Raw genomic sequence first — 25,473 nt, 5'->3', positions numbered from 1 at the left:
TGAACCGCTCCGCGTCTCGTTACGCGGCGGAAACGCCCTTTTCTTCGAGGAGTTGCGCCAACTCGCCCGATTCGTACATCTCCATCATGATGTCCGATCCGCCGACGAATTCGCCCTTCACGTAGAGTTGGGGAATCGTCGGCCAGTCGGAAAACGCCTTGATCCCCTGACGCACCGCCTGGTCCTGAAGCACATCGACACTCTCGAACTCGACGCCCAGATGGCTGAGGATCGAGACCGCGCGATTGGAGAAGCCGCACTGGGGGAACAGCGGCGTGCCCTTCATGAACAGCAACACGTCGTTGCCATCGACCAGCTGCTGCAGCCGCGCCTGGGTGTCATCGGTCATGTCACTTACTCCGCCGGTTCGTTCGCGGCCGGTACCGCGGTGGTCAATTGCAGTGCGTGGAGCACCCCGCCCATATTGCCGCCGAGCGCGGCATAGACCGCGCGCTGTTGGGCAAGCCTCGACAGGCCGCGAAAGCTCTCGCTCACGACCCGCGCGGCGTAATGGTCGCCGTCTCCGGCAAGGTCGGTGATCTCGACGCGCGCATCGGGGATGCCCGCGACAATCATCGCCTCGATCTCGGCGGCGGCCATCGGCATGTTACTGCGCCTCGATCAGCTGGCGGCGCGCTTCGACCGTCTGCGCCTCGAGCGCCTGGCGCACGGCGGCCTCGTCGGTGTCTACGCCGGCGGCGGTCAGGTCGCCCAGCAGCTTTCGAATCACGTCCTCGTCGCCCGCTTCCTCGAAATCGGCCTGCACAACCGCCTTGGCATAGGCGTCGGTCTCTTCGGGGGTCAGGCCCATCTTCGCCGCCGCCCACTGGCCCAGCAGCCGATTACGACGGGCGATCACGCGGAACGCCATTTCCTCGTCTCTCGCGAACTTGGTTTCAAAAGCGCGTTCGCGATCGTCGAAGGTCGTCATCACTGTCCCCTTAGCTATACCGTTTCGGTTGGGAGATAGGTTCGCCGTAGCGGCATGACAACGGGTGGCGTCATTCGGCGTTGCGGGTGCCGTCATTCGGCGATAGCCGCACCGTCCACGCCAAGAGGATCGCCGCCATGACATCGTTCGAGATCGAGGGTTTCGACCTTGCCGCCTTCGTCGCCGCGACGCTGGACGAAGACGTGCAGGGCGGCGACGTCACCTCTGCCACGGTCATCCCGGCGGACGCTGAATTCACCGGCATGATGGACAGTCGCGATGCGATCACCGTTGCCGGACTACCGATCGCGGCGGCATTCTTCCGCGCCCTCGATCCCACGGCCGAGATCGAGATTCTGGTGGAGGAGGGTGCGAGCGTGCCGGCCAGCACCGACCTGATGCGCCTGCGCGGCAATGCCCGATCGCTGCTGACCGCCGAGCGCGCCGCGCTCAACACCGTGCAGCATCTCTCCGGCATCGCGACGATGACGCGCAGCTATGTCGAGGCGATGGCGGGCACGGGCGCGACGCTGCTCGACACGCGCAAGACCATCCCCGGACTGCGGCGTCTGGAAAAATACGCAACGCGCATGGGCGGTGCGACCAACCACCGTATGGGGTTGTGGGATGCGGCGATGATCAAGGACAACCATGTCGCCGTGGCTGGATCGATCGGTGAGGCAGTCCGCCGTGCCGTGACCGCCGGCATCGAGCGGGTCATCGTCGAGGTGGATCATCTCGATCAGATCGAACCCGCCCTGGCGGCGGGCGCCACGCACCTGCTGCTCGACAATATGGATGTCGAGCGGCTGCGCGCGGCGGTCAAGCTGATCGACGGGCGCATGCCGGCCGAGGCGTCGGGTGGCGTGCGGCTCGACACAGTCCGCGACATCGCTGCTACCGGCGTCACCTATGTCAGCGTGGGACGGCTCACCCAATCGGCGCCAGCTGCGGATATCGGGCTGGACTTCACGGCGGTTTGAACCTTAGCTGACCCGAATTCTGGGGGAACAGCCATGCGTCCGCAATCGATCGTCCGTTTCGAACAGGCTTATCTTGCCTCCATCGTTCTGTGGATTATCGGTCTGGCGTTGAACTGGAACACGCGGCTTGGCGCGATCGAGCGCGACGCGCGGTTCGGCGGCAATCCGCAGATGATCCAGTTTGCCGAATGGACCATGATCGGATCGGCGGTGCTCGGCCTCGCGATCTGGGTGCTGCTCTGGTATTTCGTGGCGCGACGCGGCGCGGCCTGGGCAAAATGGGTACTGGTCGCGTTTCTCGCCATCTCGGCGCTCAGCGTCCCGTTCGCGCTGCTGAACATGGGCGTGATCGGCGCCGTCGGCACGATGGTCGGCTTGCTCGCGTTCCTGCTCAACGCCGTTGCCGTCGCGATGCTGTTCCGCGCCGATGCGGTTGCGTGGCTGGGCGGCAAACCATCCGCCGAAGCCGCCGCCCAGCCATTCGAATGAAGCTTGCGCTGGCGCTCGCCGCGCTGTTGGTGCCTGCTACGGCTGGCGCACAGGCGCTGTCCTGCGCACTGCCACGCGACGTGCCCGCAGCAACGGGGCAGGACGGTGGCGAGCGGCGGATCGTGCCGGTCACCGGCTATACGCTGGCGCTGAGCTGGAGTCCCGGCTTCTGCCGCCAGTCGAACGGGCGTTCGCGCTTCCAGTGCGGCGGCGGCAACCGCTTCGGCTTCGTGCTCCATGGGCTTTGGCCGGATGGGCGAGACGGACGATGGCCGCAATATTGCGCCGCGCCGCAGACGATCCCCGCCCCCGTGGTGCGTCAGACGCTCTGCGCCATGCCTTCCCCCCGGCTGCAGTGGCAGCAATATGCCAAGCATGGGACATGCTCGGGCATGGCTCCGGCCGCCTATTTCGCCCGCGCGCGGCAGCTTTACGGGGCAGTGCGCTGGCCCGACATGGCGGCCCTGTCGCGTCAGCCCGGTTTGACGGCGGCGCGCTTTGCCAGCGCATTCGCCCGCGCCAACCCCGGCTTGCCACCCGCCTCGGTTCGCGTCATCGCCGGCCGCGACGGCTGGCTCGACGAGGTGCGGCTGTGTCTCGACACTCGCTTTCAGCCGCGCAGCTGTGCAGGCGGCAAGCCCGGATCGCAGCGGCTGAGGATCTGGCGCGGCGTCTAGTTGTCGATCGTCGCGGTCGCGGGGTGATGCCGGTCCAGATGCCGCCGGATGATGCGCAAGTTGCGTGAGTTTGAGCGATAGAAGAAATCCGCCGCGTCGCCGACGACCGGGATCAGGCCGATCAGCCAGTCGAAACCGACATTCCCCGCCATGCGCGCCATCTGTGCTTTGGAAATGCCCAGATTACGCGCCTCCCACACCATGTACGCGCCCATCGCCGCGGCAATGACGTCGCCGCCCACGGGCACCAGGCCGAGCAGCGCGTCCAACCCGACCGTCTGGCGCGTGCCGGGAATAGTGAAGCTTCGTTCCAGCAGCTTTTCCAGCGCCTCGACCCGTCGCCTGGCGGCATGCGCGTCGCGGCCGACCGGCAGGCTCGCGGCCATGCCCCGCATATCGTCCCGCATCCGTGTCGCTCGCGCCATCGCTATCTCCTATGGCTGCGCGCTTCGCAGGTGCGTCAGCGGATGCCATGCCGGGCCGTTTTCCTGCCAGGCCTGAAGCCGCACCGCGACCAGCGACCAGCGCAGCGGCTGGGCGATTGGAATATAGGCACCGTCCTCGCTCACCGCCAGATCGGCCGCTGCGATCCGCGCCGACCGCTCGGGCAGCGTTTCGGCGTCGCGCGCCGCATCGATCAGCGTGGTGAGATCATCAGGGCACGAGCGGCAGGCAGTCACCAGGTACCAGCGCCCGCTGTCGTACGGAGCGACCTCGTCGATCAGCCGCAGTTCGGCCGGCGCTCGCATGCCAACGCGATAGGGTTGCAGACCGATATCGCGCAGGTCGCGCGCGATACGACCCCAAGCCAGCGTGGCGCCCGGCCCGTCGGGCATGGCGATCCGGATCGCGAGCGATCCGTCGCGATGATCCGCGCGCCAGGCATCGACACGGCTGCGCGCCAGCGCCTGCCGCTCCGCGAACGGCAACGCCTGCCACTGCGGAATGGTGGGCTCGGCCGCTGAATCCAGCCGGCCTGACAACAGCGTTTCTACCGGCTGCCAGTCCGGCCGGAACAATGCCGTCAGTGCCGGGCGATCGATCGCCATGGCGATGGCGCGGCGGTTTTCTGCCGTCGCCAGGAAACCTTCGCGCGATACGATGGCAAGCCCGAACAGCCCCGCGGCCGGATCGATGCGGATATTGGCCGGCGGAACCTGCGCGTGCGTCAGCAGCGGCAAGTCACGGAAACTGCCGCCGAGCACCAGGTCGGACTGACGCGCCACGAACCGCACGATCGCACTGGCCGCCCGCTCGCCGCGCAGCAGCACGGTTTCATTCTCGTCCGCTGCAGGTTCTTCTGCGCCCGCCTCCGCCATGTCGTCCGCCGGGCGCAGCGCTCGCCAGCCTGGCCGGCCGGGCACGGTTCGGAACGGTCCAGTGCCCGACGGATCGCCAGCGCGAACGATGGCGAGTTCGGGCTGGGCGAACAGTTTCAGCAGATCGGGCCGCGGCCGCTTCAGCCGGACCTCGATCACTTGCGGCGTCATTTCCACCACCTCGTCTATGACGGCGAGGAAAGGCTCGAGCGGCGTGCGGCTGCGCGGGCCGATGGTGCGGGTCAGGCTGTCGACCACCTGCTTTGCGGTGACGGGCGATGCGTCTGCCCATTGTGCGGGACGCAGGCGAAAGATGTAGCTGCGTCCGCCGTCGGTGACGATCCACCGCTCGGCCAGCCCCGGCACCACCCCGCCGGCCCCGTCATAGCGGACCAGCCCCTGGGCGATGGCGGCGGTATAGACGCGAGAGGGTTCGGGCAGGCGTCCCTCGGCCGAGCTGCGAAGTCCCGGGTTGCCGCCGATCACGCTCACCGTAACCGCCAGGTCATCAGGACGTCGCTCGCAGCCGGGCGTCGCAAGGGCGATCAAGGCCGCGGTCAGCAAACGAAGGTGGCGCATGGCCCCGTCTTATGGGCCGGCGGCGTGAGTGCCAAGCCCGGGAGGTCAGGTCGAGCTGTCGCGGATCGTTTCCATCGCGACGAAGGTGGACGTGCTGGCGACGTGCGGCAGGCTCGAGATGCGCTCGCCCAGCACTTCGCGATAGCGGCGGATGTCGGCGGTGCGCACCTTGAGCAGATAGTCGAAGCTGCTGGCGATCATGTGGCACTCCTCGACCTCCGGGATTTTCAGCACCGCGCGTCGGAAGGCGTCGAGCGCCTCCTCGCGCGTATCGGACAGCTTCACCTCGGCAAAAGCGACATGATCGAGGCCCAGCCGCGCCGGATCGACTACCGCGCGAAAGCCGCGGATCGTGCCGTTGGCGATCAGTCGTCTGACGCGGATCTGGCACGGCGTCTTCGACAGGCCGACTCGTTGGGCAAGGTCGGTGAACGAGATGCGGCCGTCCTGCCGAAGCACGTCGATGATCTTGCGATCGAACACGTCGATCTGACTAGCTGGTGTGCGATTATCAGCCAATTGTCCTGCTATGCCCGCTCAATCAAGTTCGATCGGTATAGCGCGCGCCGCTGAAAAGTCGATCCGCACAGCCCATCTTTGATAGCATGCGCCGTACCTCCAGTTGCAGCAGGCCCGCCATGACCACGCCGTTCGCCGACTTCGCTCCCCGGATCCGTCCGGCCACACCGCTGCGCGCCGCGATCACCGCAGCGTATCGCCGCCCCGAGCCGGACTGTGTGGCCCCGCTGGTCGAGCAGGCGACCCTGCCGGACGACATGCGCGCTACGGCGCGCGCGACGGCATCGGCGCTGATCACCGCGCTGCGCGCCAAGCATAAGGGCACCGGCGTCGAAGGACTGGTTCAGGAATATGCGCTGTCCAGCCAGGAGGGTGTGGCGCTGATGTGCCTGGCCGAGGCGTTGCTGCGCATCCCCGACAACGACACGCGCGATGCGTTGATCCGCGACAAGATCGCGGAGGGCGACTGGAAGTCCCATGTCGGTGATGGCCGTTCGCTGTTCGTGAACGCCGCGACCTGGGGCCTGGTGGTGACCGGCAAGCTGACCGGCAGCGTCAATGACGCGGGGCTGGGTGCCGCATTGACGCGACTGATCGCACGCGCTGGCGAGCCGGTGATCCGGCGCGGCGTCGACATGGCGATGCGCATGATGGGCGAGCAGTTCGTCACGGGCGAGACGATCGATGAAGCGCTGGCCCGCGCCCGCAAGCTTGAGGCGCGTGGTTTCCAGTACAGCTACGACATGCTTGGCGAAGCGGCGACGACCATGGCCGATGCCGACCGCTATTATCGCGATTACGAGAATGCGGTGAACGCGATCGGCCGCGCGTCGGCGGGACGCGGCGTCTATGGCGGACCCGGCATCTCGATCAAGCTGTCCGCGCTGCATCCGCGTTATGCGCGCTTGCAGGCGGCGCGGGTCATGGGCGAGCTGTTACCGAAGGTGAAGGCGCTGGCGCTGCTCGCCAAGGGCTACGGCATCGGCTTCAACATCGATGCCGAAGAGGCCGATCGCCTCGAACTCTCGCTCGACATACTCGAAAGTCTTGCGCTCGATCCTGAACTGGCGCGGTGGAACGGACTGGGTTTCGTCGTTCAGGCCTATGGCAAGCGCTGTCCGTTCGTCATCGACTGGATCGTCGATCTGGCGCATCGGGCCGATCGGCGCATCATGGTGCGGCTGGTCAAGGGCGCTTATTGGGATGCAGAGATCAAACGCGCGCAGGTCGACGGGCTGGCCGACTTCCCGGTCTATACGCGAAAGATCCATACCGATGTCGCGTACGTCGCCTGCGCGCGCAAGCTGCTGGCGGCACGCGCGCACGTCTTCCCGCAATTCGCGACGCACAACGCACAGTCGCTCGCGACGATCTATCAGCTTGCCGGGCCGGATTTCAGCATCGGTGACTATGAGTTCCAGTGCCTGCACGGCATGGGCGAGCCGCTCTACGACGAGGTCGTCGGGCCGGACAAGCTGAACCGCCCCTGCCGCATCTATGCGCCGGTCGGCACGCACGAGACGCTGCTCGCCTACCTCGTTCGCCGCCTGCTCGAAAACGGGGCAAACTCGTCCTTCGTCAACCGCATCGCCGATCCTGAGGTGTCGATCGCCGATCTTGTCGCCGACCCGGTCGATCAGGTGCGTTCGATGGATGTGGTGGGTGCGCGGCACCCGCTGATCGCGCTGCCGGCCGACTTGTATGGTGAGCGGCGCAATTCGCACGGCATCGATCTGTCGGACGAGACCGCGTTGGAGGGGCTTGCGAGCGCGTTGCGCGAAAGCGCCGAAGCGGGCTGGGCGGCGGCGCCCGCCGACGAGCAGGGCACGGCGCGCCCGGTCTATAACCCGGCCGATCGCCGCGATGTTGTCGGCACGGTGGTCGAAGTGGCGCCGGAAGCGGCGGTGGCTGCCGTCGTTGCCGCTCGTGCGGCCGCGGACGACTGGGCAACCACGCCCCCCGCGCAGCGCGCGACCTATCTCGACCGCGCTGCGGACCTGATGCAGGACCGTATGGGGCCGTTGATGGGCCTCATTATGCGCGAGGCGGGCAAGTCGGCCGCGAACGCCATCGCGGAAGTGCGCGAGGCGGTCGATTTCCTGCGCTATTACGCGCAGCAAGCCCGTGCGACGCTGGGGCCAGCGCATCGGCCATTGGGGCCGGTCGTCTGCATCAGCCCGTGGAATTTCCCGCTGGCGATCTTTACCGGACAGGTCGCGGCGGCGCTGGTCGCTGGGAACACCGTGCTGGCCAAGCCGGCCGAGGAGACGCCGCTGATTGCGGCGCAGGGTGTCGCCATCCTGCACGAAGCGGGCATTCCGCACGCAGCATTGCAGCTGGTTCCGGGCGATGGCGCGATTGGCGCGGCGCTGGTCTCCGCGCCCGACGTGCAGGGCGTGATGTTTACCGGATCGACCGAAGTGGCTCGGATCATTCAGAAGGAACTCGCCAAGCGCCTGACGGTCGACGGACTGCCAATCCCGTTCGTCGCCGAAACTGGTGGGCAGAACGCGATGATCGTCGACAGTTCAGCGCTTGCCGAGCAAGTCGTTGCCGATGTCATTGCGTCGGCCTTCGACAGCGCGGGGCAACGTTGCTCGGCGCTGCGCATCCTGTGCGTGCAAGAGGACGTCGCCGACCGGATCCTGGCGATGCTGAAGGGCGCGCTGCACGAATTGTCGATCGGCCGCACCGATCGCCTGAGCACCGATATCGGCCCGGTCATCACGGCCGAGGCGCAGGCGACGATCGAGCAGCATATCGAGCGGATGCGGAGCATGGGCCGGCGCGTTGAGCAGATCGCGCTGGCCGGCGAGACCCAGCACGGCACGTTCGTTCCCCCGACAATCATCGAGCTTGACGACATAGCCGACCTGACGCGCGAGGTGTTCGGTCCGGTGCTGCACGTCGTGCGCTATCGCCGCCGTGACCTGGACAAGCTGATCGATGCGATCAACGCCACGGGCTATGGCCTGACCTTTGGCCTGCATACGCGGCTCGACGAGACGATCGCGCATGTCAGCGCGCGGATCGAAGCGGGCAACCTGTATATCAATCGCAACGTCATTGGCGCTGTCGTCGGCGTCCAGCCATTTGGCGGTCGGGGCTTGTCCGGTACGGGACCCAAGGCGGGCGGGCCGCTATATCTTGGACGACTAGTGCGGGAGGCGACGATGCCGCCCGGCATCGCATCGGCGTCCGCCGATCCGGCGGTGCGCGACTTGGCGGTGTGGCTGAACGGTGCCGGCGACGTCGCGCGCGATGCTGCGGCGCGTTCGCTGCTGGGTGCCGAAGTCGAATTGCCTGGGCCAGTGGGTGAGCGGAACCTCTACAGCCTTCATCCGCGTGGCCGCGTGCTGCTGCTGCCGCAAAGCCGGCAGGGACTGATCGAGCAACTGAGCGCGGCGCTGGCGACCGGGAACCATGTCGTGATCGGCACTTCGGTTTTGCAAGGCGAACTGGCCGACCTGCCGCGCCGCGTTGCGGAGCGCATCGTCTGGGTGAACGACTGGCGCAGCGCTGGCCCGTATAGCGGGGCATTGATCGAAGGCGACGCGGCGACCCGCCGTGCCGTCCTGCAGGATCTTGCCGAGCTGCCCGGGCCGATCGTCCTGCCCCAAGCGGGCGCGCCGCGGCTCGACTGGCTGGTCGAGGAAGTGTCGATGTCGATCAACACGACGGCGGCCGGTGGCAATGCCAGCCTGATGGCGATGGCCTGACGGCGAAGTCTGCGGATCGGACGCCGATGCCGATCGACTTTGCGATGCGCGCGCGCCGCTGCTAACCGCTCCCGCGAACCGGGGAGAGCGCGCGGATGCGGTATGACGTAGTTATCGTTGGGGCAGGGCATGGCGGCGCCCAGGCAGCGATCGCGCTGCGGCAGGCGAAGTTCGAGGGCAGCATCGCCGTCATCGGGGACGAGCCTGAACTGCCTTACGAGCGTCCGCCGCTCTCCAAGGAGTATTTCTCGGGCGAGAAGGCGTTCGAGCGCATCCTGATCCGCCCAGCCGCATTTTGGGAAGAGCGCAAGGTCGAGATGCTGCTGGGCCGCCGCGTCGTATCGGTCGACGCCGAAGCGCACAGCGTGACCACGGCGGACGGCGCGACGATCGGTTATGGCCAGCTGATCTGGGCCACCGGTGGCAGCCCGCGGCGGCTTGCCTGCGCGGGCAACGACCTCGCTGGCGTCCACACCGTTCGCACCCGCGCCGATGCCGACCGCATGCTCGGCGAGCTGGATGGTGTGAGCCAGGCCGTGGTGATCGGTGGCGGCTATATCGGCCTCGAAGCTGCAGCGGTGCTTGCCAAGTTCGGCAAGAAGGTCGTGTTGCTCGAAGCGCTTGATCGCGTGCTCGCGCGTGTCGCGGGCGAGGATCTGTCGCGCTTCTACGAAGCCGAGCATCGCGCGCATGGCGTCGATGTCCGGCTGGAGGCGGCGGTCGAGTGCATTGAGGGCGAGGGCAGGGTGAGCGGCGTCCGCATGGCGAGCGGCGAGGTGATCCCGGCGCAGATGGTGATCGTGGGCATCGGCATCGTTCCGGCGGTCGAGCCGCTGATCGCCGCAGGGGCCGAAGGGGGTAACGGCGTGGCGGTCGATCACCAGTGCCGCACCTCGCTGCCGGATATCTTCGCGATCGGCGATTGCGCGCTGCACGCCAATGGCTTTGCCGATGGCCTGCCGATCCGGCTCGAATCCGTGCAGAACGCCAACGACCAGGCGACGCTGGTGGCCAGGACGATCATGGGACAGGATCTGGCGTACGATGCGGTGCCGTGGTTCTGGTCGACCCAATATGACCTCAGGCTGCAGACCGTCGGGCTATCGACCGGTCACGACGCCACGGTGACGCGCGGCGATCCGGCCAGCCGCAGCTTCAGTGTCATCTACCTCAAGGAAGGCCGCGTGATCGCGCTCGACTGCGTCAATGCGACCAAGGATTACGTCCAGGGCCGCAAGCTGGTGGTCGAGCGGCTGTCGATCGATGCCGCGAAGCTGGCGGATGCGGCGACGCCGCTCAAGGAACTGGCCGCCTCATAAAAAAGGCGCCCGAACTCGTCGTCCGGGCGCCTCTCGGCCACGGCGCGCGAGGGGGATGGCGCGCCGCGCCGTCGTCAGTTTACGCGACCGAGCGGTGCTCGATGGCTTCCGGCTCCTGGCCGCCGCCGATCGCGATCTTCTTGGGCTTCATCGCCTCGGGCACTTCGCGCACCAGCTCGATGACCAGCAGGCCATCATTGAGGTCGGCGCGCTCGACCAGGACGAAGTCGGCCAGCTCGAAGCGACGCTCGAACCCGCGATTGGCGATGCCAAGGTGCAGCATCTGCGCCGGGTTGTTGTCCTGCGATTCGGCCTTCTTGCCGGTCACCAGCAGCAGGTTCTGTTGCGCGGTGATATCGATCTCGTCGGGCTTGAAGCCGGCAACGGCGATCGTGATCCGGTAGCGGTCGTCGGACACGCGCTCGAGGTTGAACGGGGGGTAGTTCTCGCTGCTCTGCTGGCGCGCGGTCGATTCGAGCATGTCGAACAGCCGGTCGAAGCCGATTGCGGAGCGGCGGAAGGGGGTCAAGTCGATCTGACGCATGGCGATATCCTCCAATGAGCAATTTCAACGTCTTGGCTGCGCCCGAACCTTCGCGACGCAAGTGCCAGCACGACCCGAATGGCGCCGTGCATCGCTGATTTGGGATCGCTTCCCGACGTTTCAAGAGGGGTGGAAATTGCTGCCGCAATCGCTGCAGACCGGCCCGGAAACGGCAAAGGCCCGGGCCGTTTCCGACCCGGGCCCCTGCGTGACGATGCCTCGTCAGCCCCCTTGTGGCCACTTCGCCCGCACGCCCTTTGACAGGCGGGGCTGAAGAGCCTCCCCGAACCACGGCCATTGCCTGCGCTTCGTGAATTCTGCCTAGGCAGCGTTGCGGCCAATGTCATCAGACCATCGACCTCAATCAAGCGTTTGCAACGACCCTGTGTTGAATCGGCAACAGCGCGGATTGCGCGCTTTCTCTTCACCCCCTAACACCCCGCCCATGCTGCTTAACCGCTACGAGCGCACGATCGCCCGCCGCTACCTGTTGCCCGGGCGGGGAGAGGCGTTCATCTTTCTGGTCGCCGGGATCAGCCTGGTCGCCGTCATGCTGGGCGTCGCCGCCCTGGTGATCGTGATGAGCGTGATGAACGGATTTCGCGCCGAACTGTTCGACAAGATCACGGGGCTGAACGGCCATGCGGTGGTGCAAGGCTATGGCGGCCAGCTGCGCGACTGGCGCCAGATCGTGGCGGAAGCGCGCAAGACGCCGGGTGTCACAAGCGCAACACCGCTGATCGAGCAGCCGCTGATGGCCAGCTTCCAGGGGCGGGTCGAGGGCGTGCTGGTGCGCGGCATGACGGTCGCGGACATCCGGGCCAATCCGACGATCAACAAGAACGTCCTGCTGGGTAATTTCAAAGGGCTGACGGCCGGCTGCGAATGTATCGCCATCGGCTCGCGCCTCGCCCATTCGCTCGGCGCTTCGGTCGGCAGCAGCGTGTCGCTGCTCAGCCCTCAAGGGCTGACCAGTCCGTTCGGCACCGTGCCGCGCATCGTCGCCTATCGCGTGACCGCGATCTTTGAAGTGGGCGTCTATGATTACGACAAGGCGTTCGTCGTCATGCCGATGGAGGAAGCGCAGACGTTGCTCCTGATGGGCGATTCGGTCGGCATGATCGAACTCGACACGGTCGATCCGGACAAGGTGGGTGAGATCACCGCGCCGCTCGCGCAGAAGGTTGCGCGGGTAGGTCAACTGACGGACTGGCGCACGCTCAACGCCACCTTGTTCGAGGCCTTGCAGGTCGATCGCGTGGTCACCTTCACCGTGCTGTCGATCCTGATCCTGGTTGCGGTGTTCAACATCCTGTCGTCGCTGATCATGCTGGTTCGAGCCAAGACGCGCGACATCGCGATATTGCGTACGATGGGTGCGACCCGGGCGGGGCTGATCAAGATCTTCGTCACGGTCGGCACAACGATCGGCTCGCTCGGTATAGCGGCCGGACTGATCCTCGGCTTTGTCCTGCTGTATTTCCGGCAGGGGGTGCTGAGCGGGATCGGGTTCATCACCGGCCAAAACATATGGGACCCGTCCATGCGCTATCTGACCGAACTGCCGGCCAAGACCGATCCGGTCGAAGTGACCGGCATCGCGCTGATGGCGTTGTTCTTCAGCTTCCTCGCGACCTTGTATCCCGCATTCAAGGCGGCGAGCACCGATCCCGTCCAGGTGCTGCGCTATGAGTGAGCCTGTCCTGCAAACCAGGGATCTGCGCCGATCGTTCACCCAGGGCGAAACCACGATCCACGTCCTGCGCGGCGTCGACCTTGCCATCGCTCCGGGTGAGATCGTCGCGCTGCTCGGCGCTTCGGGCTCCGGCAAGTCGACCTTGCTTCAGGCAGTCGGCCTGCTCGAGGGCGGGTTCGACGGGTCGATCCGCATCGACGGGGCGGAGGTCGGCAAGCTGGAAAGCCATGAGCGCACGCTCACGCGGCGCGACAAGCTGGGCTTCGTGTATCAGTTCCACCACTTGCTGCCCGACTTCAATGCGACGGAGAATGTCGAGCTTCCGCGACTGATCCAGGGCGCAACGTTCGAGGACGCGAAGGCGCGGGCCGAAGCGCTGCTGACCGCGCTTGGCCTCGGCACCCGACTCACCCATCGTCCCAACCAGTTGTCGGGTGGCGAGCAACAGCGCGTCGCTGTCGCCCGCGCGCTGTCCACCCGCCCGGCACTGGTGCTGGCCGACGAGCCGACCGGCAATCTGGACGAGAAGACCGCGGACATCGTGCTGGCCGAGTTCCTTCGCCTTGTGCGCGGCGAAGGCTCCGCCGCGTTGATTGCGACGCATAACGAGCGGCTGGCCGATCGCATGGATCGAGTGGTCCGGCTGCACGACGGCATCCTCGAATGAGCAACTGGACCGACCCGCCGACGCTGGAGGGCGGGCACGTAACGCTGCGCCCGCTTGCGCCTGAGGATCGCGACGCGCTGTTGTCCGCCGCAGCCGACGGGCGATTGTGGGAATTGTTCTACACCGTCGCGCCCGGGCCTGAGACGATCGACGACTGGTTCGCTCATGCGTTTCGCGAGCGTGGCGAGGGCCGGGGGATGCCGTTCGCCGTGCTCGATGCCGGGGGTAGCGTGGTGGGCACGACACGCTACCTGCGCATGAACCGCGCGCATCGTCGCGTCGAGATCGGCGGTACCTTCTACGCCGCCCGCGCCCAGCGCACCGGCCTCAACACCGAGGCCAAGCTGCTGCTGCTCACCCACGCCTTCGAATTGCTCGACTGTGTTTGCGTCCAGTTCCGCACCGACTGGTTCAACAAGCCCTCACAACGTGCGATCGAACGGCTCGGCGTGAAGCTCGACGGCGTGCTGCGCGGACAGCGGATCATGCCCGATGGGCGCGTACGCGACACCATGGTCTATTCGGTGCTGGCACATGAATGGCAGGGCGTGAAACTGAACCTTGAAACCATGCTGGCGCGCGGCGGGAGAGCGAAATGAGCCAGATCGCGAGCATTCCAGTGAAAGCGCCAGACGGCAGCGACACTGACTTGTCGAACTATGCAGGCAAGGTGCTGCTGATCGTGAACGTCGCGTCGCAGTGCGGCTTTACCCCGCAATATACCGGGCTTGAGGCGCTTCACCGCAACTATGGCGACCGGGGATTCGAGGTCCTGGGATTTCCCTGCAACCAGTTCGGCGAGCAGGAGCCCGGCGACGCGGACGAGATCGCCAATTTCTGCTCGCTGACGTACGACGTCACCTTCCCCGTCTATGGCAAGGTCGAGGTGAATGGGCCCGACGCGGCGCCGCTCTATCGCTATCTCAAAAAGGCCGCACCGGGGCTGTTCGGCACTGAGGGGATCAAGTGGAACTTCACCAAGTTCCTGATCGACCGCGATGGCCAGGTCGTCGAGCGGTACGCGCCGCAGACCAAGCCTGAGGACATCGCGAAGGATATCGAAAAACTGCTTTAAGGCCGCCTTATCCGTCATCCCGGCGAAAGCCGGCATCTCGTGCGGCTCCTCCCTGCGATCGCCTGAAATCCCGGTTTTCGCCGAGATCACTGCATTGCACTCGTTCTGCGCACTTTGCTGTGGAAAACGCGCCAAGCCGCTTTGACCCCCGCGCACCGGCGAACCTATAGTCGCGCCATGCCCCATTCCGGCTTCGTGCCCCTCCGCATCTTCTCCGCCTACACCATGCTCGAAGGGGCGATCGAGCCCAAGGCGATCGCCGCGCGCGCGCGCGAACTCGGCTTTCCTGCCGCGGGCCTGTGCGACCGCAATGGGCTCTATGCCGCCATGTCTTATTCCGACGCGGCGAAGAAGGCGGGGGTTCAGCCGGTCATCGGCACGCTGCTGTGCGTTCAGCGCCCCGACATGCCTGATGGCGTCGAGCCGCCGCTGGATTGGCTCGCCCTCTTCGCGCAGGACGAAACCGGCTACAACAATCTATGCGATCTTGTTTCGCGGGCGCATCTCGATCGGCCCATCGAAAAGGACGCGCATGTCCGGTTCGAGGATCTGGAAGGCCGTACCGAGGGCGTGATTGCGCTCACCGCAGGCCGTGAGGGCGCGCTGGCAAGGCTCTTCGCGGAGGAGCAGGACGGCGCTGCTTCCAGCTATGCCGACCGGCTGCAACGCCTGTTCGATGGGCGGCTCTATATCGAAATCGTTCGGCGCCTTGATCCGGTGGAGGGCGCGGCCGAGCCCAGGCTGCTCGACCTTGCCTATGAGCGCAACCTGCCGATCGTGGCGACCAATCCGGCCTGCTATGCCGAACCGACCTTCCACGAAGCGCATGACGCGATGCTGTGCATTGCAAACTCCGCCTATGTCGCCAGTGACGATCGGCCGCGCTCCTCGCCCGACGCTTGGGTGAAGTCCGCGACCGAGATGAAGCGGTTGTTCGACGACCTGCCCGAGGCGATCGACAACACGCTCGTCGTCGCGCAGCGTTGCGCCTTTGCCGCGCCGAAGCGCAAGCCGATCCTGCCCAGTCTCGCCGGCGATATCGAGGGTGAGGCGCGGCAGCTGCGTGAGGATGCCCGGGCGGGGTTGGAGGATCGGCTTGCCTATGCCGGCATCACCGACCCCGAAAAACGCCAGGAATATTTCGACCGGCTGACGTTCGAAACCGACATCATCGTCCAAATGGGGTTTCCTGGCTACTTCCTGATCGTCGCCGACTTCATCAAATGGGCCAAGGCGAACGGCATCCCCGTGGGACCGGGGCGCGGATCGGGCGCTGGCAGCGTGGTCGCCTGGGCGCTCACCATCACCGATCTGGACCCGTTGGCGCTGGGGCTGCTGTTCGAGCGCTTCCTCAATCCCGAACGCGTGTCGATGCCCGACTTCGACATCGACTTCTGCGAAACGCGGCGCGGCGAGGTGATCCGCTACGTCCAGCAGAAATACGGGCGCGATCAGGTGGCGCAGATCATCACCTTCGGAACGATGAAGGCGCGCGCCGTGCTGAAGGACACGGGGCGCGTGCTCCAGATGAGCTATGGCCAGGTCGATCGGCTCGCCAAGCTCGTCCCGAACCATCCGACCGACCCCTGGACCCTGCCGCGCTCGCTGAACGGCGTCAGCGAGTTCAAGGCCGAATATGACAGTGACGACGGCGTCCGCTACCTGATCGACCTTGCCATGCGGCTAGAGGGGCTGCCGCGCCACTCGTCCACCCACGCGGCGGGCGTGGTGATCGGCGACCGTCCGCTGGCGCAGTTGGTGCCGCTCTATCGCGACCCGCGCTCGGACATGCCGGTCACCCAGTTCGACATGAAATATGTCGAGGGTGCCGGGCTGGTGAAGTTCGACTTCCTCGGCCTCAAGACGCTGTCGGTGCTGCAAAAGGCGGTCGAGCTTCTGTCCGCGCGCAACATCGATATCGATCTGGGTGCGCTCGGCTGGGACGATCCGGCGGTCTACGAACTCCTCCAGCGCGGCGACACGGTGGGCGTGTTTCAGCTGGAATCCGAAGGGATGCGCCGCACACTGACCGCGGTGCGCCCGACGAATTTCGGCGACATCATCGCGCTCGTCTCGCTCTACCGCCCTGGCCCGATGGACAACATCCCGATGTTCGGTCGACGCAAGCAGGGGCAGGAGCCGATCGAATATCCGCACCCGCTGCTCGAAGGCATCCTGAAGGAAACCTACGGCATCTTCGTCTATCAGGAACAGGTGATGCAGGCCGCGCAGATCCTGGCCGGCTATTCGCTCGGTGGCGCGGACTTGCTGCGCCGCGCGATGGGCAAGAAGATCAAGGCCGAGATGGACGCGCAGCGCGCGCTGTTCGTGGAGGGCTGCGCGAAGGTGAACGGCATTTCGGAGGCGAAAGCCAACGAGTTGTTCGACTTGATCGACAAGTTTGCCGGCTATGGCTTCAACAAGTCGCACGCCGCCGCCTATGCGCTGCTCGCCTATCATACCGCCTGGTTCAAGGCGCACTACCCGCACGAATTCTTCGCCGCGTCGATGTGCTTCGAACTCGGCCAGACCGAAAAGCTCGCCGTCTTTGTCGACGATATGAAGCGGCTGGGCGTCGCCTGCCTGCCGCCCGACATCAACGCCAGCGAAGCCGAGTTCTCGGTCGAAGCGGTCGATGACGGGTTCGCCGTCCGCTACGCGCTCGCTGGCCTTAAGGGGGTCGGCGAAAAGGCGATGGAAGAGATCGTCGACGAGCGAACCGCCAAGGGTCGCTTCCAGAACCTGGACGACTTCGCGCACCGCGTCGATCCGCGCATGCTGAACAAGCGGCAGGTCGAGGCGCTGGCCGGTGCCGGGGCGTTCGACAGCGTCGCGCCCAATCGCGCCGGCGTATACGCTGCCGCCGAGACGATCCTGGCCGTCGCGCAGCGCACCCATGCCAACCGCACGAGCGGGCAGGGCGGCCTGTTCGGCGATGCCGAGCCGGTCGGCAGTGCCATCCAGCTGCCCAAGAGCGCGCAATGGACGCTGGGCCAGCGGATCGAGGCGGAGAAGGACAGCTTTGGCTTCTTCTTCTCCGCGCACCCGCTCGATCGCTACCAGCACCTTGCCAAGCTGCATTCGGCGCGCGCGATCGCCACGCTCGGTGAAATCCAGATCGCCGAGGGCGGGCGCGCCGGCGCGACCATCGCCGCGTTGATCGAGGATGCGCGCTGGCGCACCTCGGCGCGCGGCAAGCGTTACATGATGGCGACGCTCTCTGACTCGAGCGGCATGGTGCCCTGCACCTGTTTCGAGGAGTTCACGGCAAAGGAGATGGAGGAGGCTGCTCGCGTTGGCGGTTGCGGCATCCTGACCATCGAACTCGATCGCCGTCCCGGTGAGGACACGCCGCGCGTCACGGTGCGTAAGGTGCAGCCTTTCGAGGGGATGGCAAAGGACGTGCGCCTGACCTTGCGCCTCTCGATCAGCGAACCCTCGGCGCTGGCGCAGGTGGCAAGCCTGCTTGGCGACGCGCGCGGCGGGCGGTGTGAGGTGATCGTCGATGCACCGCTGCCTGGCGGTGGCGAGGCCGAGTTGGTGCTTGGCCGCAACTTCCGCCTGGATGGCGAGATTGCCACGCGGATCGAGGGCGTGCCGGGTGTCGCCAGCGCCGATCTCAAGCCCACCGAACAACCCAGGCTCGCGCTCGCCAGCTGACGCTGGCCGCCTCTTGCATCGCGCGCCTCGAACCCGCAGGATGGTTTCCGGCTACGGAAACCCGTGCGGTTACAGGAGAGTGCGATGCTTGGCGCGATGCAGGATTTCGAGCTTCGGGTACCCCGGGTCGTCGAACATGCCGAGCGCGAACATGGCAGCCGGGAAATCGTCAGCCGCTGGGCTGATGGGAGCGAGACGCGGACCAATTGGGCCGAGGTCGCCCGCGACGCGCGCAAGCTTGCCCAGGCATTGGAGCGGATGGGGCTCAAGCGGGGCGATCGCGTGGCGACGCTGGCGATGAATCACAGCCGCCATCTTGTCACCTGGTACGGCACGATCGGCTTGGGCGGCATCGTCCACACCATCAACCCGCGTCTGTTCGACGACCAGCTCGTCTACATCGCCAACCATGCCGAAGACCGCGTCCTCATCTATGACAAGCTGTTCCAGCCCATTGTCGATCGGCTGAAGCCGCACTGGACCAGCATCGAGCATTACATTGTCTATGACGGGGAGGGTGAAGACAGCTTCGAGGCCGTGATCGGCCGCGAGGATGGCGATTATGCCTGGGTCGAAGGTGACGAGCGTGAACCCTGCATGCTCTGCTACACCTCGGGCACCACCGGCAATCCGAAGGGGGTGCTGTACACCCATCGCTCGTCGCTGCTGCATGCGTTCGGCATCATCCAGCCGGACGTGTTCGAACTTTCCGGCAAGGCCGTGTCGCTCCCGATCGTGCCGATGTTCCACGCGGTCGGCTGGGGCATGCCGTTCGCCTCGCCGATGGTCGGCCTGAAGCTCGTCTTCTCGGCGAGCTACGACGGCAAGGTGCTGTGCGAGCTGATGAACCGTGAGAAGGTGACGCATACCGCTGGCGTGCCGACCGTCTGGCTCGCCATGTTCCAACATATCGACGCGACCGGCGAGGCGCCGCAGCATCTGAAACTGGTGACGATCGGCGGCTCGGCCGCGCCGCGATCGATGATCGAGCGGATCATGAAGATGGGTGCGCGCGTCAACCATGCCTGGGGGATGACTGAAACATCGCCGATGGGGACGGCCGGTGCCCCCAGCTGGAACTGGGACGAGCTGTCCTTCGATCAGAAGGTTGATCGCACCGTGTATCAGGGCCGCTCGCCCTTCGGTGTCGAGATGCGGACGGTCGACGATGAAGGCCGCGTCCTGCCCCGCGATGGCCAAAGCTCGGGCCGCCTGCAGGTCAGGGGGCCATGGGTCATCAAACAATATTTCAAGGACGAGGCGGGGCCCTGCCTGACCGACGACGGCTTTTTCGACACGGGCGACGTCGCCGCGCTGCATCCCGATGGCGTTATGCAGATTACCGACCGCGCGAAGGACGTCATCAAGTCGGGCGGCGAATGGATCAGTTCGGTTGATCTTGAAAATGCGGCGGTGGGATGTGCCGGCGTTGCCGAGGCGGCGGCGATCGGTATCGCGCACCCCAAATGGGACGAGCGTCCGCTGCTGGTCGTCGTCCGCAAGCCCGACAGTGACGTCACCCCGGACCAGATCCGCGCGCATCTGGCGACTCAGGTCGCCAAATGGTGGCTGCCGGACGAGATCGTGTTCGTCGATTCCCTGCCGCACACCGCGACGGGCAAGCTGCTCAAGACGGCGCTGCGCGAACAGTTCAAGGATTTTCGCTTCGCCCCGGCTTGAGTGAAACGCGCGCACCGCGTGTAGCACTGCCATTGCGACGACCGCCTTAGCCGAACAGCTCGCCTTGCGCTCCCGCGGGCGGTCGGAACAGGTCGCGCCGCAGCGCGATATAGGGCCGATCGAGCCCATGGCGTCTCGCCGCGATCTTGAACCGCGTGCGCAACAGGTCGGCCCACGGCCCTTGTCCCTTCATCCTGGTATGGAAGTTGGGGTCATTGTCGCGACCGCCGCGGATCGACTGGATCGTCGCCATCACCTTGGCCGCGCGATCGGGGAAGTGCGTGTCCAGCCAGGCGCGAAACAGTGGCGCGACTTCATGCGGCAGGCGCACCGGCAGGAAGAAGCAGCCGAGCGCGCCCGCCTCCGCCGCGCGTTCCATGATATGTTCCATCTCGTGATCGGTGATCTGCGGGATGACCGGTGAGAGCGAGACATAGGTCGGGATCCCCGCAGCGCGCAGCTTCGCCACCGCCTCCAACCGCCGCTCCGGGTGCGGCGCGCGCGGCTCGACCGTGCCCGCGATCTTCGGGTCGAGCGAGGTGATCGAGATCATCACCGCCGCAAGCCCCCGCGCCGCCATCGGTGCCAGCAGGTCGATGTCGCGCACCACGCGGTTCGACTTGGTTGTCATGGTGATCGGATGGTCGCAAGCGGCCAGCACCTCGATGCACCCACGCGTGATCCGCCACGTCGCCTCGATCGGCTGATATGGGTCGGTGTTCGTCCCGAACGCGATCGGCTGGCAGACATAGCCGCGCTTGCCCAACGCCTCGCGCAGCAGGGCGGGGGCGTCGGGCTTGGCGAACAGCTTGGTTTCGAAGTCCAGTCCTGGCGACAGGTCATGATAGGCATGGCTCGGCCGCGCGAAGCAGTAGATGCAGCCATGTTCGCACCCGCGATAGGGGTTCACCGAACGATCGAAGGCAATGTCGGGCGAGTTGTTGCGAGCGATGATCGTTCGCGGCTTCTCCACCGTAACACTCGTCCGCACCGCAGGCAGCTCGCCGTCGATCACTGTCCGCGCATCGAGCCAGTCCCCCTCCGCTTCGCGTTGCAGCAGGTTGAAGCGGCTGCTTTCGCAATTGAGCGTGGCGCCGCGCACCGGACGAGTCTTCGCCATGCGCCCAGCGTAGCGCCGGACAGGAACAATACAAGAACATATGCCCCGGGGGTGACAAGCCGCCATGGCGGGCGCATGGAACCGATCATGGCCATGCGTCGCCCCTCGATCGTCATCTTCTGCGCCGCCGCGATCGTCACGATCTCGATGGGCGTGCGGCAGGCGTTCGGGTTGTTCCTGCCCGACATGAGCATGGGGCTGGGCATCGGCCGCAGCGATTTCGGCCTGGCGCTGGCGCTGCAGAACCTGCTGTTCGGCTTGCTTCAGCCGATCACCGGCGCACTGGGGGACAAATATGGTGCCGGGCGGCTCGTCGTGGCGGGTGCGGTCGTTTATGCGCTCGGTCTTGTCGGCGCGTCGCTGGCGAGCGGAGCCCTGGGCCTTTATCTCTCGTTCGGCGTGCTCGTCGGGCTTGCCATGTCGGCCTGCACCTTTGTCACCGTGCTGGGCGCCGTCGGCCGGGTGGTGCCGCCGGAACGGCGCAGCCTGGCGTTCGGGCTTGTCACTGCCGGGGGGTCGCTTGGCCAGTTCCTGGTGGTTCCGGGTGGACAGCTGATGATTGCCGAACTTGGCTGGCGGATGGCGCTGATCGGGCTTGCCGGACTGATTTCGGTCATGGTGATCCTGTCGCTCGGCGTTGCAGGGCGGCCGCAGCTACCGGCGGAATCCGGGCGCGACCAAAGCGTGCGCGACGCGCTGCGGGAAGCCTCCGGCGAACGCAGCTTCTGGCTGCTCAACGCCGGCTTCTTCGTCTGCGGATTCCATATCGCGTTCATCGGCACGCACTTTCCGGCCTATCTGACCGACAAGGGGCTGAGCCTCGCGACTGGCGCCAATGCGCTGGCGCTGGTCGGACTGTTCAACATCGCCGGCTCGTGGTTCTTCGGCATCATGGGCGATCGGTGGAGCAAGAAGGGGCTGCTTGCCGGGCTCTACGCCGCGCGAAGTGCGGTCATGCTGGCTTTCCTCGCCCTGCCGCTGACGCCAGTGACGGCGCTCGCCTTTGCCGGGGCGATGGGATTCCTGTGGCTTGGCACCGTCCCGCTGACGAGCGGTCTGATCGGCGGCATCTTCGGCATCCGTTACCTCTCGATGCTCTACGGCATCGTGTTCCTCAGCCATCAGGTCGGCAGCTTCTTCGGCGCGTGGAGCGCCGGGCTGATGTTCGACCTCACCGGCAGCTACGACAGCATCTGGACCGCGTCGGTCGCGCTCGGACTGTTCGCGGCGCTGGTTCATCTGCCGATCCGCGAAGCGCCGGTGGCGCGGCTGCAACCGGCATGAAGGCAGTCGGCATCATCGCACTTGTCGCGGTGCTGGGTGCGGGCTGGTGGCTATGGCAGCGTGTCGGCCCCGACGTGCTGCTTAACGTTGCCCTGCAATGGTGCGGCTGAAGCGTCAGCGCTCCATCAGTCGCGGCATCAGCTCGACCAAGTTGCACGGCCGAAAGCGGCTGTCGAGCTGGTGCGCCAGAATGTCGTCCCACCCGTCCTTCACCGCGCCGGTCGACCCGGGCAGGGCAAAAATATAGGTCCCGCGCGCGACACAGGCGGTTGCGCGCGACTGGATGGTGGAGGTGCCGATCTTGGCATAGCTCAGCCAGCGGAACAGCTCGCCAAAGCCGGGGATCATCTTGTCCGCCACGCGCTCCAGCGCCTCGGGCGTGACGTCGCGCCCGGTCACGCCGGTGCCGCCGGTGGTGATGATGCAGTCGACCAGCGGGTCGTCGATCCAGGCGTGAAGCTTGCCCATGATCAGCTCGGGGTCATCCGGCACGATCGCGCGATCGGCCAGCTCGTGACCGGCCGACATCAGCCGACCGACCAGCGTGTCGCCCGAGCGATCGTCCGCGAAGGATCGCGTGTCCGATATGGTGAGCACCGCAATCCGCACCGGGCGGAACGCGGCGGCTTCGTCAATTGGCATAAGCGTCAGTTGGCACGCACGGTGCTCGTCATCCCGGCGACCGACGCTTGCATCCGCACCGCCGTCCCGCCGCTCGTGCCCGGCACCTTGGGCCACAGGCCTTGGCTCAGCGCCGCGCGGCTCGAACTGTCGCGCCCGTCCTTCTTCTCGTACATCCAGTAGTTGCGCAGCACCGTCATGACGTAACCGCGCGTCTCCCAATAGGGGATGCTCTCGATGTACAGCAGCGGGTCGCCATTGTCCCGGATCTGGTAATTCCAGTTGCTGACCGGCGTCGGCCCGGCATTATAGGCCGCGATCACCTTGGGCAGCAGGCCGCTGGTGAACGGCTGGTCGCGCAGCTGCTCGATATAGCTTTGCCCGACCTCCATGTTGACCGATGGACGCGAGAGGTCGGTCCGGGCGATCACCCGGCCTTGCTTGCGCCCGATGTCGGTCGCGGCGGCAGGCATGATCTGCATCAGCCCATAGGCGCCGGCGGGGCTTTGAACGGTGGGGTTGAAGCGCGATTCCTGGAGCGTGTGGGCAAAGACCAGGCTCTTGTCGACGCGCCAGCCGCGGTCCGGCGTCCAGTCGGGGGTAGGATACCGCGCCTCGCTGATCGGACGCGCGCCCTGCGGGCAGTTGTGCGTGAGCCACAGCTGCGTCCCCGGCAGCCCCAGCCGGCCCGACAGGCGAGTGAGCGACGCATGCTCGCCGGCATCGCCGATCTTCGCCTGCTGCCGGATGACCGCGGCGGCAAGGTCGTCTTCGCCAATCTCTACCAGCGCGGCGGCAACCCGGACATTGGGGCGACGCTCCAACGCACGCCAGTCGGCATGGACGAACTTCTCGGCCTTGCTCGGCATTTCCTTGATCCCCAGCGCCTGCCGGGCGAGCAACCCATAGAAGGTCTCGCCATGCTGGGCCGCGATCTTCAGCCGCTGGCCGACCAGGTCGGGGCGGCCGCACGCCATGTCGGCGCGCGATGCCCAGTACAGTCCGGCCGAACGCTTCTCGGTATCGCTGGCGCGCTGCGCAACGGCGGCAAAGGCGTTCTGCGCGCCGGCGCAATCCTTCTGCCGGAACGCCGCCAGCCCCTGCACCCAGTCGGCCAGCGGCGCGAACTCGCCGCTGCCGGCCTGAGCAAGCGCGGCAACGCGGCGGGCATCGGCGTCGCGGCCAAGCGTATAGTACATCCAGGCGACCTTCTGCCGCCATTCGGTCAGCGCCTCGGGCGTCAGTTCGCCGGCCTTCGCTTCGACCAGTGCTTCAGCGGTGGGGGCATCGTCGGCCTTGATCAGCGGCTGCATTTCGGTTGCGATCTGCGCCGAGGCCGCATCGGATCGGATCGACTTGGCACGCGTGCGCACCGCCGGCGCTTCGTGCCAGATCAGCCGCTGGGTCGAAGGCAGCATGGGCAGCTCGGTCGCCCCGCGCAGCTTGGCAAGGCGCGCCAGCTGCTCGCCTTGCGGCAGCTCGGGCGCTTCGGCCAGCAAGGCCATGATCTGCGGAAGCTCGACCTTGGGCGAACCCTTGGCCAGGTAAAGTTCGGCGCGGGCGATGGCGTGAAGCGGTCCCGGCTTGATCGAGTCGAGCGCGATCTGCGCGTCGGTCCAGCGGCTTTCGCGTATGGCCGTGAAGACGGTGCGATAGCCGGCGCGCTGCATCTCATCGAGCTGCGCGGGAACGCCGTCGCCGGCCTCGCGCTGCGTCGCGCGGTCGGTGCCGCGATCCTCGGCTTGCGCGGCAAGCGGTGCGATGATCGCCATTGCGGCGAGAAGAAGTCGAGCTTTCACTGGTTCTGCCCCCCGATAAGCAACTGCAGGTCTTTCCAGGCGTCGGCCTTCACCGCAGGCTTGTTCAACAGAAACCGCGGGTGGAAGGTCGCAACCACCTCCGATTGTCCACCCTGATAGTTAATGGGCTGTAAACGACCACGCCCCGCGCCCGCATTCGACCCGAGTAGCGAACGGCTCACCGTCTGTCCGAGCAGCAGCAGCCGCTTGGGCGCGGCCAGCGCGACATGATGCAGCGCAAGTTCGCCCAGCCGCTGTTCCAGTTCGCGCGGGACCTGCGCGGTGACCGGCCGCGCGATGCACAGCGCCGCGATATAGACCGAAGCGCGGGTCTGCCCGATGGCCGCGAGCATCCGGTCGAACAGTCGCCCGGCATCGCCGGTCAGCAATGTGCCAAGGTCGCAATCGCCGGCCTCGGGCATGTCGGTCAGGATCATCAGCGGCGAAGCAGGGTCACCCATCGCATGCACGATCGGTTCGCCCCACGCCGCCTCGGGCGCATCGCCGCCGAACCGCCAGTCGACGAACGCCTCAAGCGTCGCGGGCAGGGGGATCGCTTCAGGTTCGCTTGGCGCCACCGGGGCCGGGGCCTCGCCCTTGGCGGGCAGGGACGTCTCGCGCGCGGTCCAGTCGCGCGGCGCTTCATCGACCAGCGTGTCGACCCCGACCTCGTCCCACCATGCCAGCGCGCTGACCATGGCTTCGCGCCAGTCTGTCACCCCCTCGATACCCATGGCTCTAAGAGTCATGCCTTGACGCCGGCGTCAATCTGCTTTCATCGGGATGCGGACA

General features: G+C 66.2%; 23 protein-coding genes. 12 read left to right on the top strand and 11 right to left on the bottom strand.

Annotated features, from left to right (window positions below; translation table 11 throughout):
* Positions 1-19 precede the first annotated feature (19 nt).
* Genes grxD through BFL28_RS02630 form a run of 3 tightly spaced genes read right to left on the bottom strand, consistent with a single transcriptional unit; the run spans position 20 to position 931 of the window.
* Positions 20-349 (bottom strand): Grx4 family monothiol glutaredoxin, encoded by a 330-nt coding sequence (gene grxD / locus BFL28_RS02640; RefSeq protein ID WP_069319101.1) that lies wholly within the window; start codon positions 347-349, stop codon positions 20-22.
* A gap of 5 nt (positions 350-354) precedes the next feature.
* Positions 355-606 (bottom strand): BolA/IbaG family iron-sulfur metabolism protein, encoded by a 252-nt coding sequence (locus BFL28_RS02635; RefSeq protein ID WP_069319100.1) that lies wholly within the window; start codon positions 604-606, stop codon positions 355-357.
* A 1-nt stretch (position 607) separates the two neighbouring features.
* Positions 608-931: a DUF1476 domain-containing protein gene (locus tag BFL28_RS02630; protein WP_069319099.1), complete on the bottom strand. Its 324-nt coding sequence runs from the start codon at positions 929-931 to the stop codon at positions 608-610.
* A gap of 137 nt (positions 932-1,068) precedes the next feature.
* On the opposite strand from BFL28_RS02630, the gene nadC reads away from it, so the two are divergent.
* The 3 genes from nadC to BFL28_RS02615 are packed head-to-tail and all read left to right on the top strand — an operon-like array spanning position 1,069 to position 3,080.
* On the top strand, positions 1,069-1,914 hold the full coding sequence (nadC, locus tag BFL28_RS02625; RefSeq protein ID WP_069319098.1) for a carboxylating nicotinate-nucleotide diphosphorylase: 846 nt from the start codon (positions 1,069-1,071) through the stop codon (positions 1,912-1,914).
* Between the two features lie 33 nt (positions 1,915-1,947).
* Positions 1,948-2,403, top strand: coding sequence for a hypothetical protein (locus BFL28_RS02620; RefSeq protein WP_069319097.1), 456 nt, complete (start codon positions 1,948-1,950; stop codon positions 2,401-2,403).
* Positions 2,400-3,080, top strand: coding sequence for a ribonuclease T2 family protein (locus BFL28_RS02615; protein WP_069319096.1), 681 nt, complete (start codon positions 2,400-2,402; stop codon positions 3,078-3,080). Before BFL28_RS02620 ends, BFL28_RS02615 begins: the two co-directional genes overlap by 4 nt.
* On the opposite strand, the gene BFL28_RS02610 is transcribed toward BFL28_RS02615, so the two are convergent.
* From BFL28_RS02610 to BFL28_RS02600, 3 genes are read right to left on the bottom strand one after another with little or no spacing between them, the layout of a single operon-like run.
* Positions 3,077-3,505 carry a DUF4112 domain-containing protein gene (locus BFL28_RS02610; RefSeq protein WP_069319095.1) on the bottom strand — a complete coding sequence of 143 codons (429 nt, stop codon included), beginning with the start codon at positions 3,503-3,505 and terminating at the stop codon, positions 3,077-3,079. The two genes, BFL28_RS02615 and BFL28_RS02610, sit on opposite strands and share 4 nt — an antisense overlap.
* A gap of 9 nt (positions 3,506-3,514) precedes the next feature.
* A complete protein-coding gene (locus BFL28_RS02605; protein ID WP_069319094.1) occupies positions 3,515-4,978 on the bottom strand; it encodes an ABC transporter substrate-binding protein in 1,464 nt (487 codons plus the stop codon).
* A gap of 45 nt (positions 4,979-5,023) precedes the next feature.
* Positions 5,024-5,497, bottom strand: a complete 474-nt coding sequence (locus BFL28_RS02600) for an Lrp/AsnC family transcriptional regulator (RefSeq protein WP_119184524.1) — start codon at positions 5,495-5,497, stop codon at positions 5,024-5,026.
* A 119-nt stretch (positions 5,498-5,616) separates the two neighbouring features.
* Between BFL28_RS02600 and putA the strand changes: the two genes are divergently transcribed.
* Together putA and BFL28_RS02590 are read left to right on the top strand one after the other, a co-directional pair.
* Positions 5,617-9,216: a trifunctional transcriptional regulator/proline dehydrogenase/L-glutamate gamma-semialdehyde dehydrogenase gene (putA, locus tag BFL28_RS02595; RefSeq protein ID WP_069319092.1), complete on the top strand. Its 3,600-nt coding sequence runs from the start codon at positions 5,617-5,619 to the stop codon at positions 9,214-9,216.
* A 95-nt stretch (positions 9,217-9,311) separates the two neighbouring features.
* Positions 9,312-10,535 carry an NAD(P)/FAD-dependent oxidoreductase gene (locus BFL28_RS02590; protein ID WP_069319091.1) on the top strand — a complete coding sequence of 408 codons (1,224 nt, stop codon included), beginning with the start codon at positions 9,312-9,314 and terminating at the stop codon, positions 10,533-10,535.
* A gap of 79 nt (positions 10,536-10,614) precedes the next feature.
* Here the strand turns inward: BFL28_RS02590 and BFL28_RS02585 are convergent, their stop codons facing one another.
* Positions 10,615-11,079: an Hsp20 family protein gene (locus BFL28_RS02585; RefSeq protein ID WP_069319090.1), complete on the bottom strand. Its 465-nt coding sequence runs from the start codon at positions 11,077-11,079 to the stop codon at positions 10,615-10,617.
* A 445-nt stretch (positions 11,080-11,524) separates the two neighbouring features.
* Between BFL28_RS02585 and BFL28_RS02580 the strand changes: the two genes are divergently transcribed.
* The 6 genes from BFL28_RS02580 (at position 11,525) to BFL28_RS02555 (ending at position 19,857) form a co-directional block, all read left to right on the top strand.
* Entirely contained in the window at positions 11,525-12,775 is a 1,251-nt protein-coding gene (locus tag BFL28_RS02580; RefSeq protein ID WP_069319089.1) for a lipoprotein-releasing ABC transporter permease subunit, read from the top strand.
* Entirely contained in the window at positions 12,768-13,442 is a 675-nt protein-coding gene (locus BFL28_RS02575; protein ID WP_069319088.1) for an ABC transporter ATP-binding protein, read from the top strand. Before BFL28_RS02580 ends, BFL28_RS02575 begins: the two co-directional genes overlap by 8 nt.
* On the top strand, positions 13,439-14,041 hold the full coding sequence (locus BFL28_RS02570) for a GNAT family N-acetyltransferase (RefSeq protein ID WP_069319087.1): 603 nt from the start codon (positions 13,439-13,441) through the stop codon (positions 14,039-14,041). Before BFL28_RS02575 ends, BFL28_RS02570 begins: the two co-directional genes overlap by 4 nt.
* Positions 14,038-14,517 (top strand): glutathione peroxidase, encoded by a 480-nt coding sequence (locus BFL28_RS02565; RefSeq protein WP_069319086.1) that lies wholly within the window; start codon positions 14,038-14,040, stop codon positions 14,515-14,517. Before BFL28_RS02570 ends, BFL28_RS02565 begins: the two co-directional genes overlap by 4 nt.
* A 177-nt stretch (positions 14,518-14,694) precedes the next feature.
* Complete coding sequence (gene dnaE, locus BFL28_RS02560) at positions 14,695-18,177, top strand: DNA polymerase III subunit alpha (protein ID WP_069319085.1); 3,483 nt, start codon at positions 14,695-14,697, stop codon at positions 18,175-18,177.
* Positions 18,178-18,261: 84 nt separating this feature from the next.
* Positions 18,262-19,857 carry a long-chain fatty acid--CoA ligase gene (locus BFL28_RS02555; RefSeq protein ID WP_069319084.1) on the top strand — a complete coding sequence of 532 codons (1,596 nt, stop codon included), beginning with the start codon at positions 18,262-18,264 and terminating at the stop codon, positions 19,855-19,857.
* Positions 19,858-19,903: 46 nt separating this feature from the next.
* On the opposite strand, the gene BFL28_RS02550 is transcribed toward BFL28_RS02555, so the two are convergent.
* Positions 19,904-20,977 (bottom strand): PA0069 family radical SAM protein, encoded by a 1,074-nt coding sequence (locus BFL28_RS02550; protein WP_069319083.1) that lies wholly within the window; start codon positions 20,975-20,977, stop codon positions 19,904-19,906.
* Positions 20,978-21,052: 75 nt separating this feature from the next.
* On the opposite strand from BFL28_RS02550, the gene BFL28_RS02545 reads away from it, so the two are divergent.
* Positions 21,053-22,261 carry an MFS transporter gene (locus BFL28_RS02545; protein WP_079246885.1) on the top strand — a complete coding sequence of 403 codons (1,209 nt, stop codon included), beginning with the start codon at positions 21,053-21,055 and terminating at the stop codon, positions 22,259-22,261.
* A 114-nt stretch (positions 22,262-22,375) separates the two neighbouring features.
* Here the strand turns inward: BFL28_RS02545 and moaB are convergent, their stop codons facing one another.
* Genes moaB through BFL28_RS02530 form a run of 3 tightly spaced genes read right to left on the bottom strand, consistent with a single transcriptional unit; the run spans position 22,376 to position 25,430 of the window.
* The gene (gene moaB / locus BFL28_RS02540; protein ID WP_069319082.1) at positions 22,376-22,903 is read right to left on the bottom strand and encodes a molybdenum cofactor biosynthesis protein B; all 528 of its coding nucleotides are present in this window, start codon (positions 22,901-22,903) and stop codon (positions 22,376-22,378) included.
* Between the two features lie 5 nt (positions 22,904-22,908).
* On the bottom strand, positions 22,909-24,654 hold the full coding sequence (locus tag BFL28_RS02535) for a lytic transglycosylase domain-containing protein (protein WP_069319081.1): 1,746 nt from the start codon (positions 24,652-24,654) through the stop codon (positions 22,909-22,911).
* A 23-nt stretch (positions 24,655-24,677) separates the two neighbouring features.
* The gene (locus BFL28_RS02530) at positions 24,678-25,430 is read right to left on the bottom strand and encodes a uracil-DNA glycosylase (RefSeq protein WP_241527190.1); all 753 of its coding nucleotides are present in this window, start codon (positions 25,428-25,430) and stop codon (positions 24,678-24,680) included.
* Between the last annotated feature and the right edge of the window lie 43 nt (positions 25,431-25,473).

Source organism: Sphingomonas turrisvirgatae (assembly GCF_001721295.1).
In the GTDB taxonomy this organism is placed as follows: Bacteria; Pseudomonadota; Alphaproteobacteria; order Sphingomonadales; family Sphingomonadaceae; genus Sphingomonas; species Sphingomonas turrisvirgatae.
Note: the sequence above shows the minus strand (reverse complement) of the source record. Positions and strands in the feature narration are given on the sequence as shown.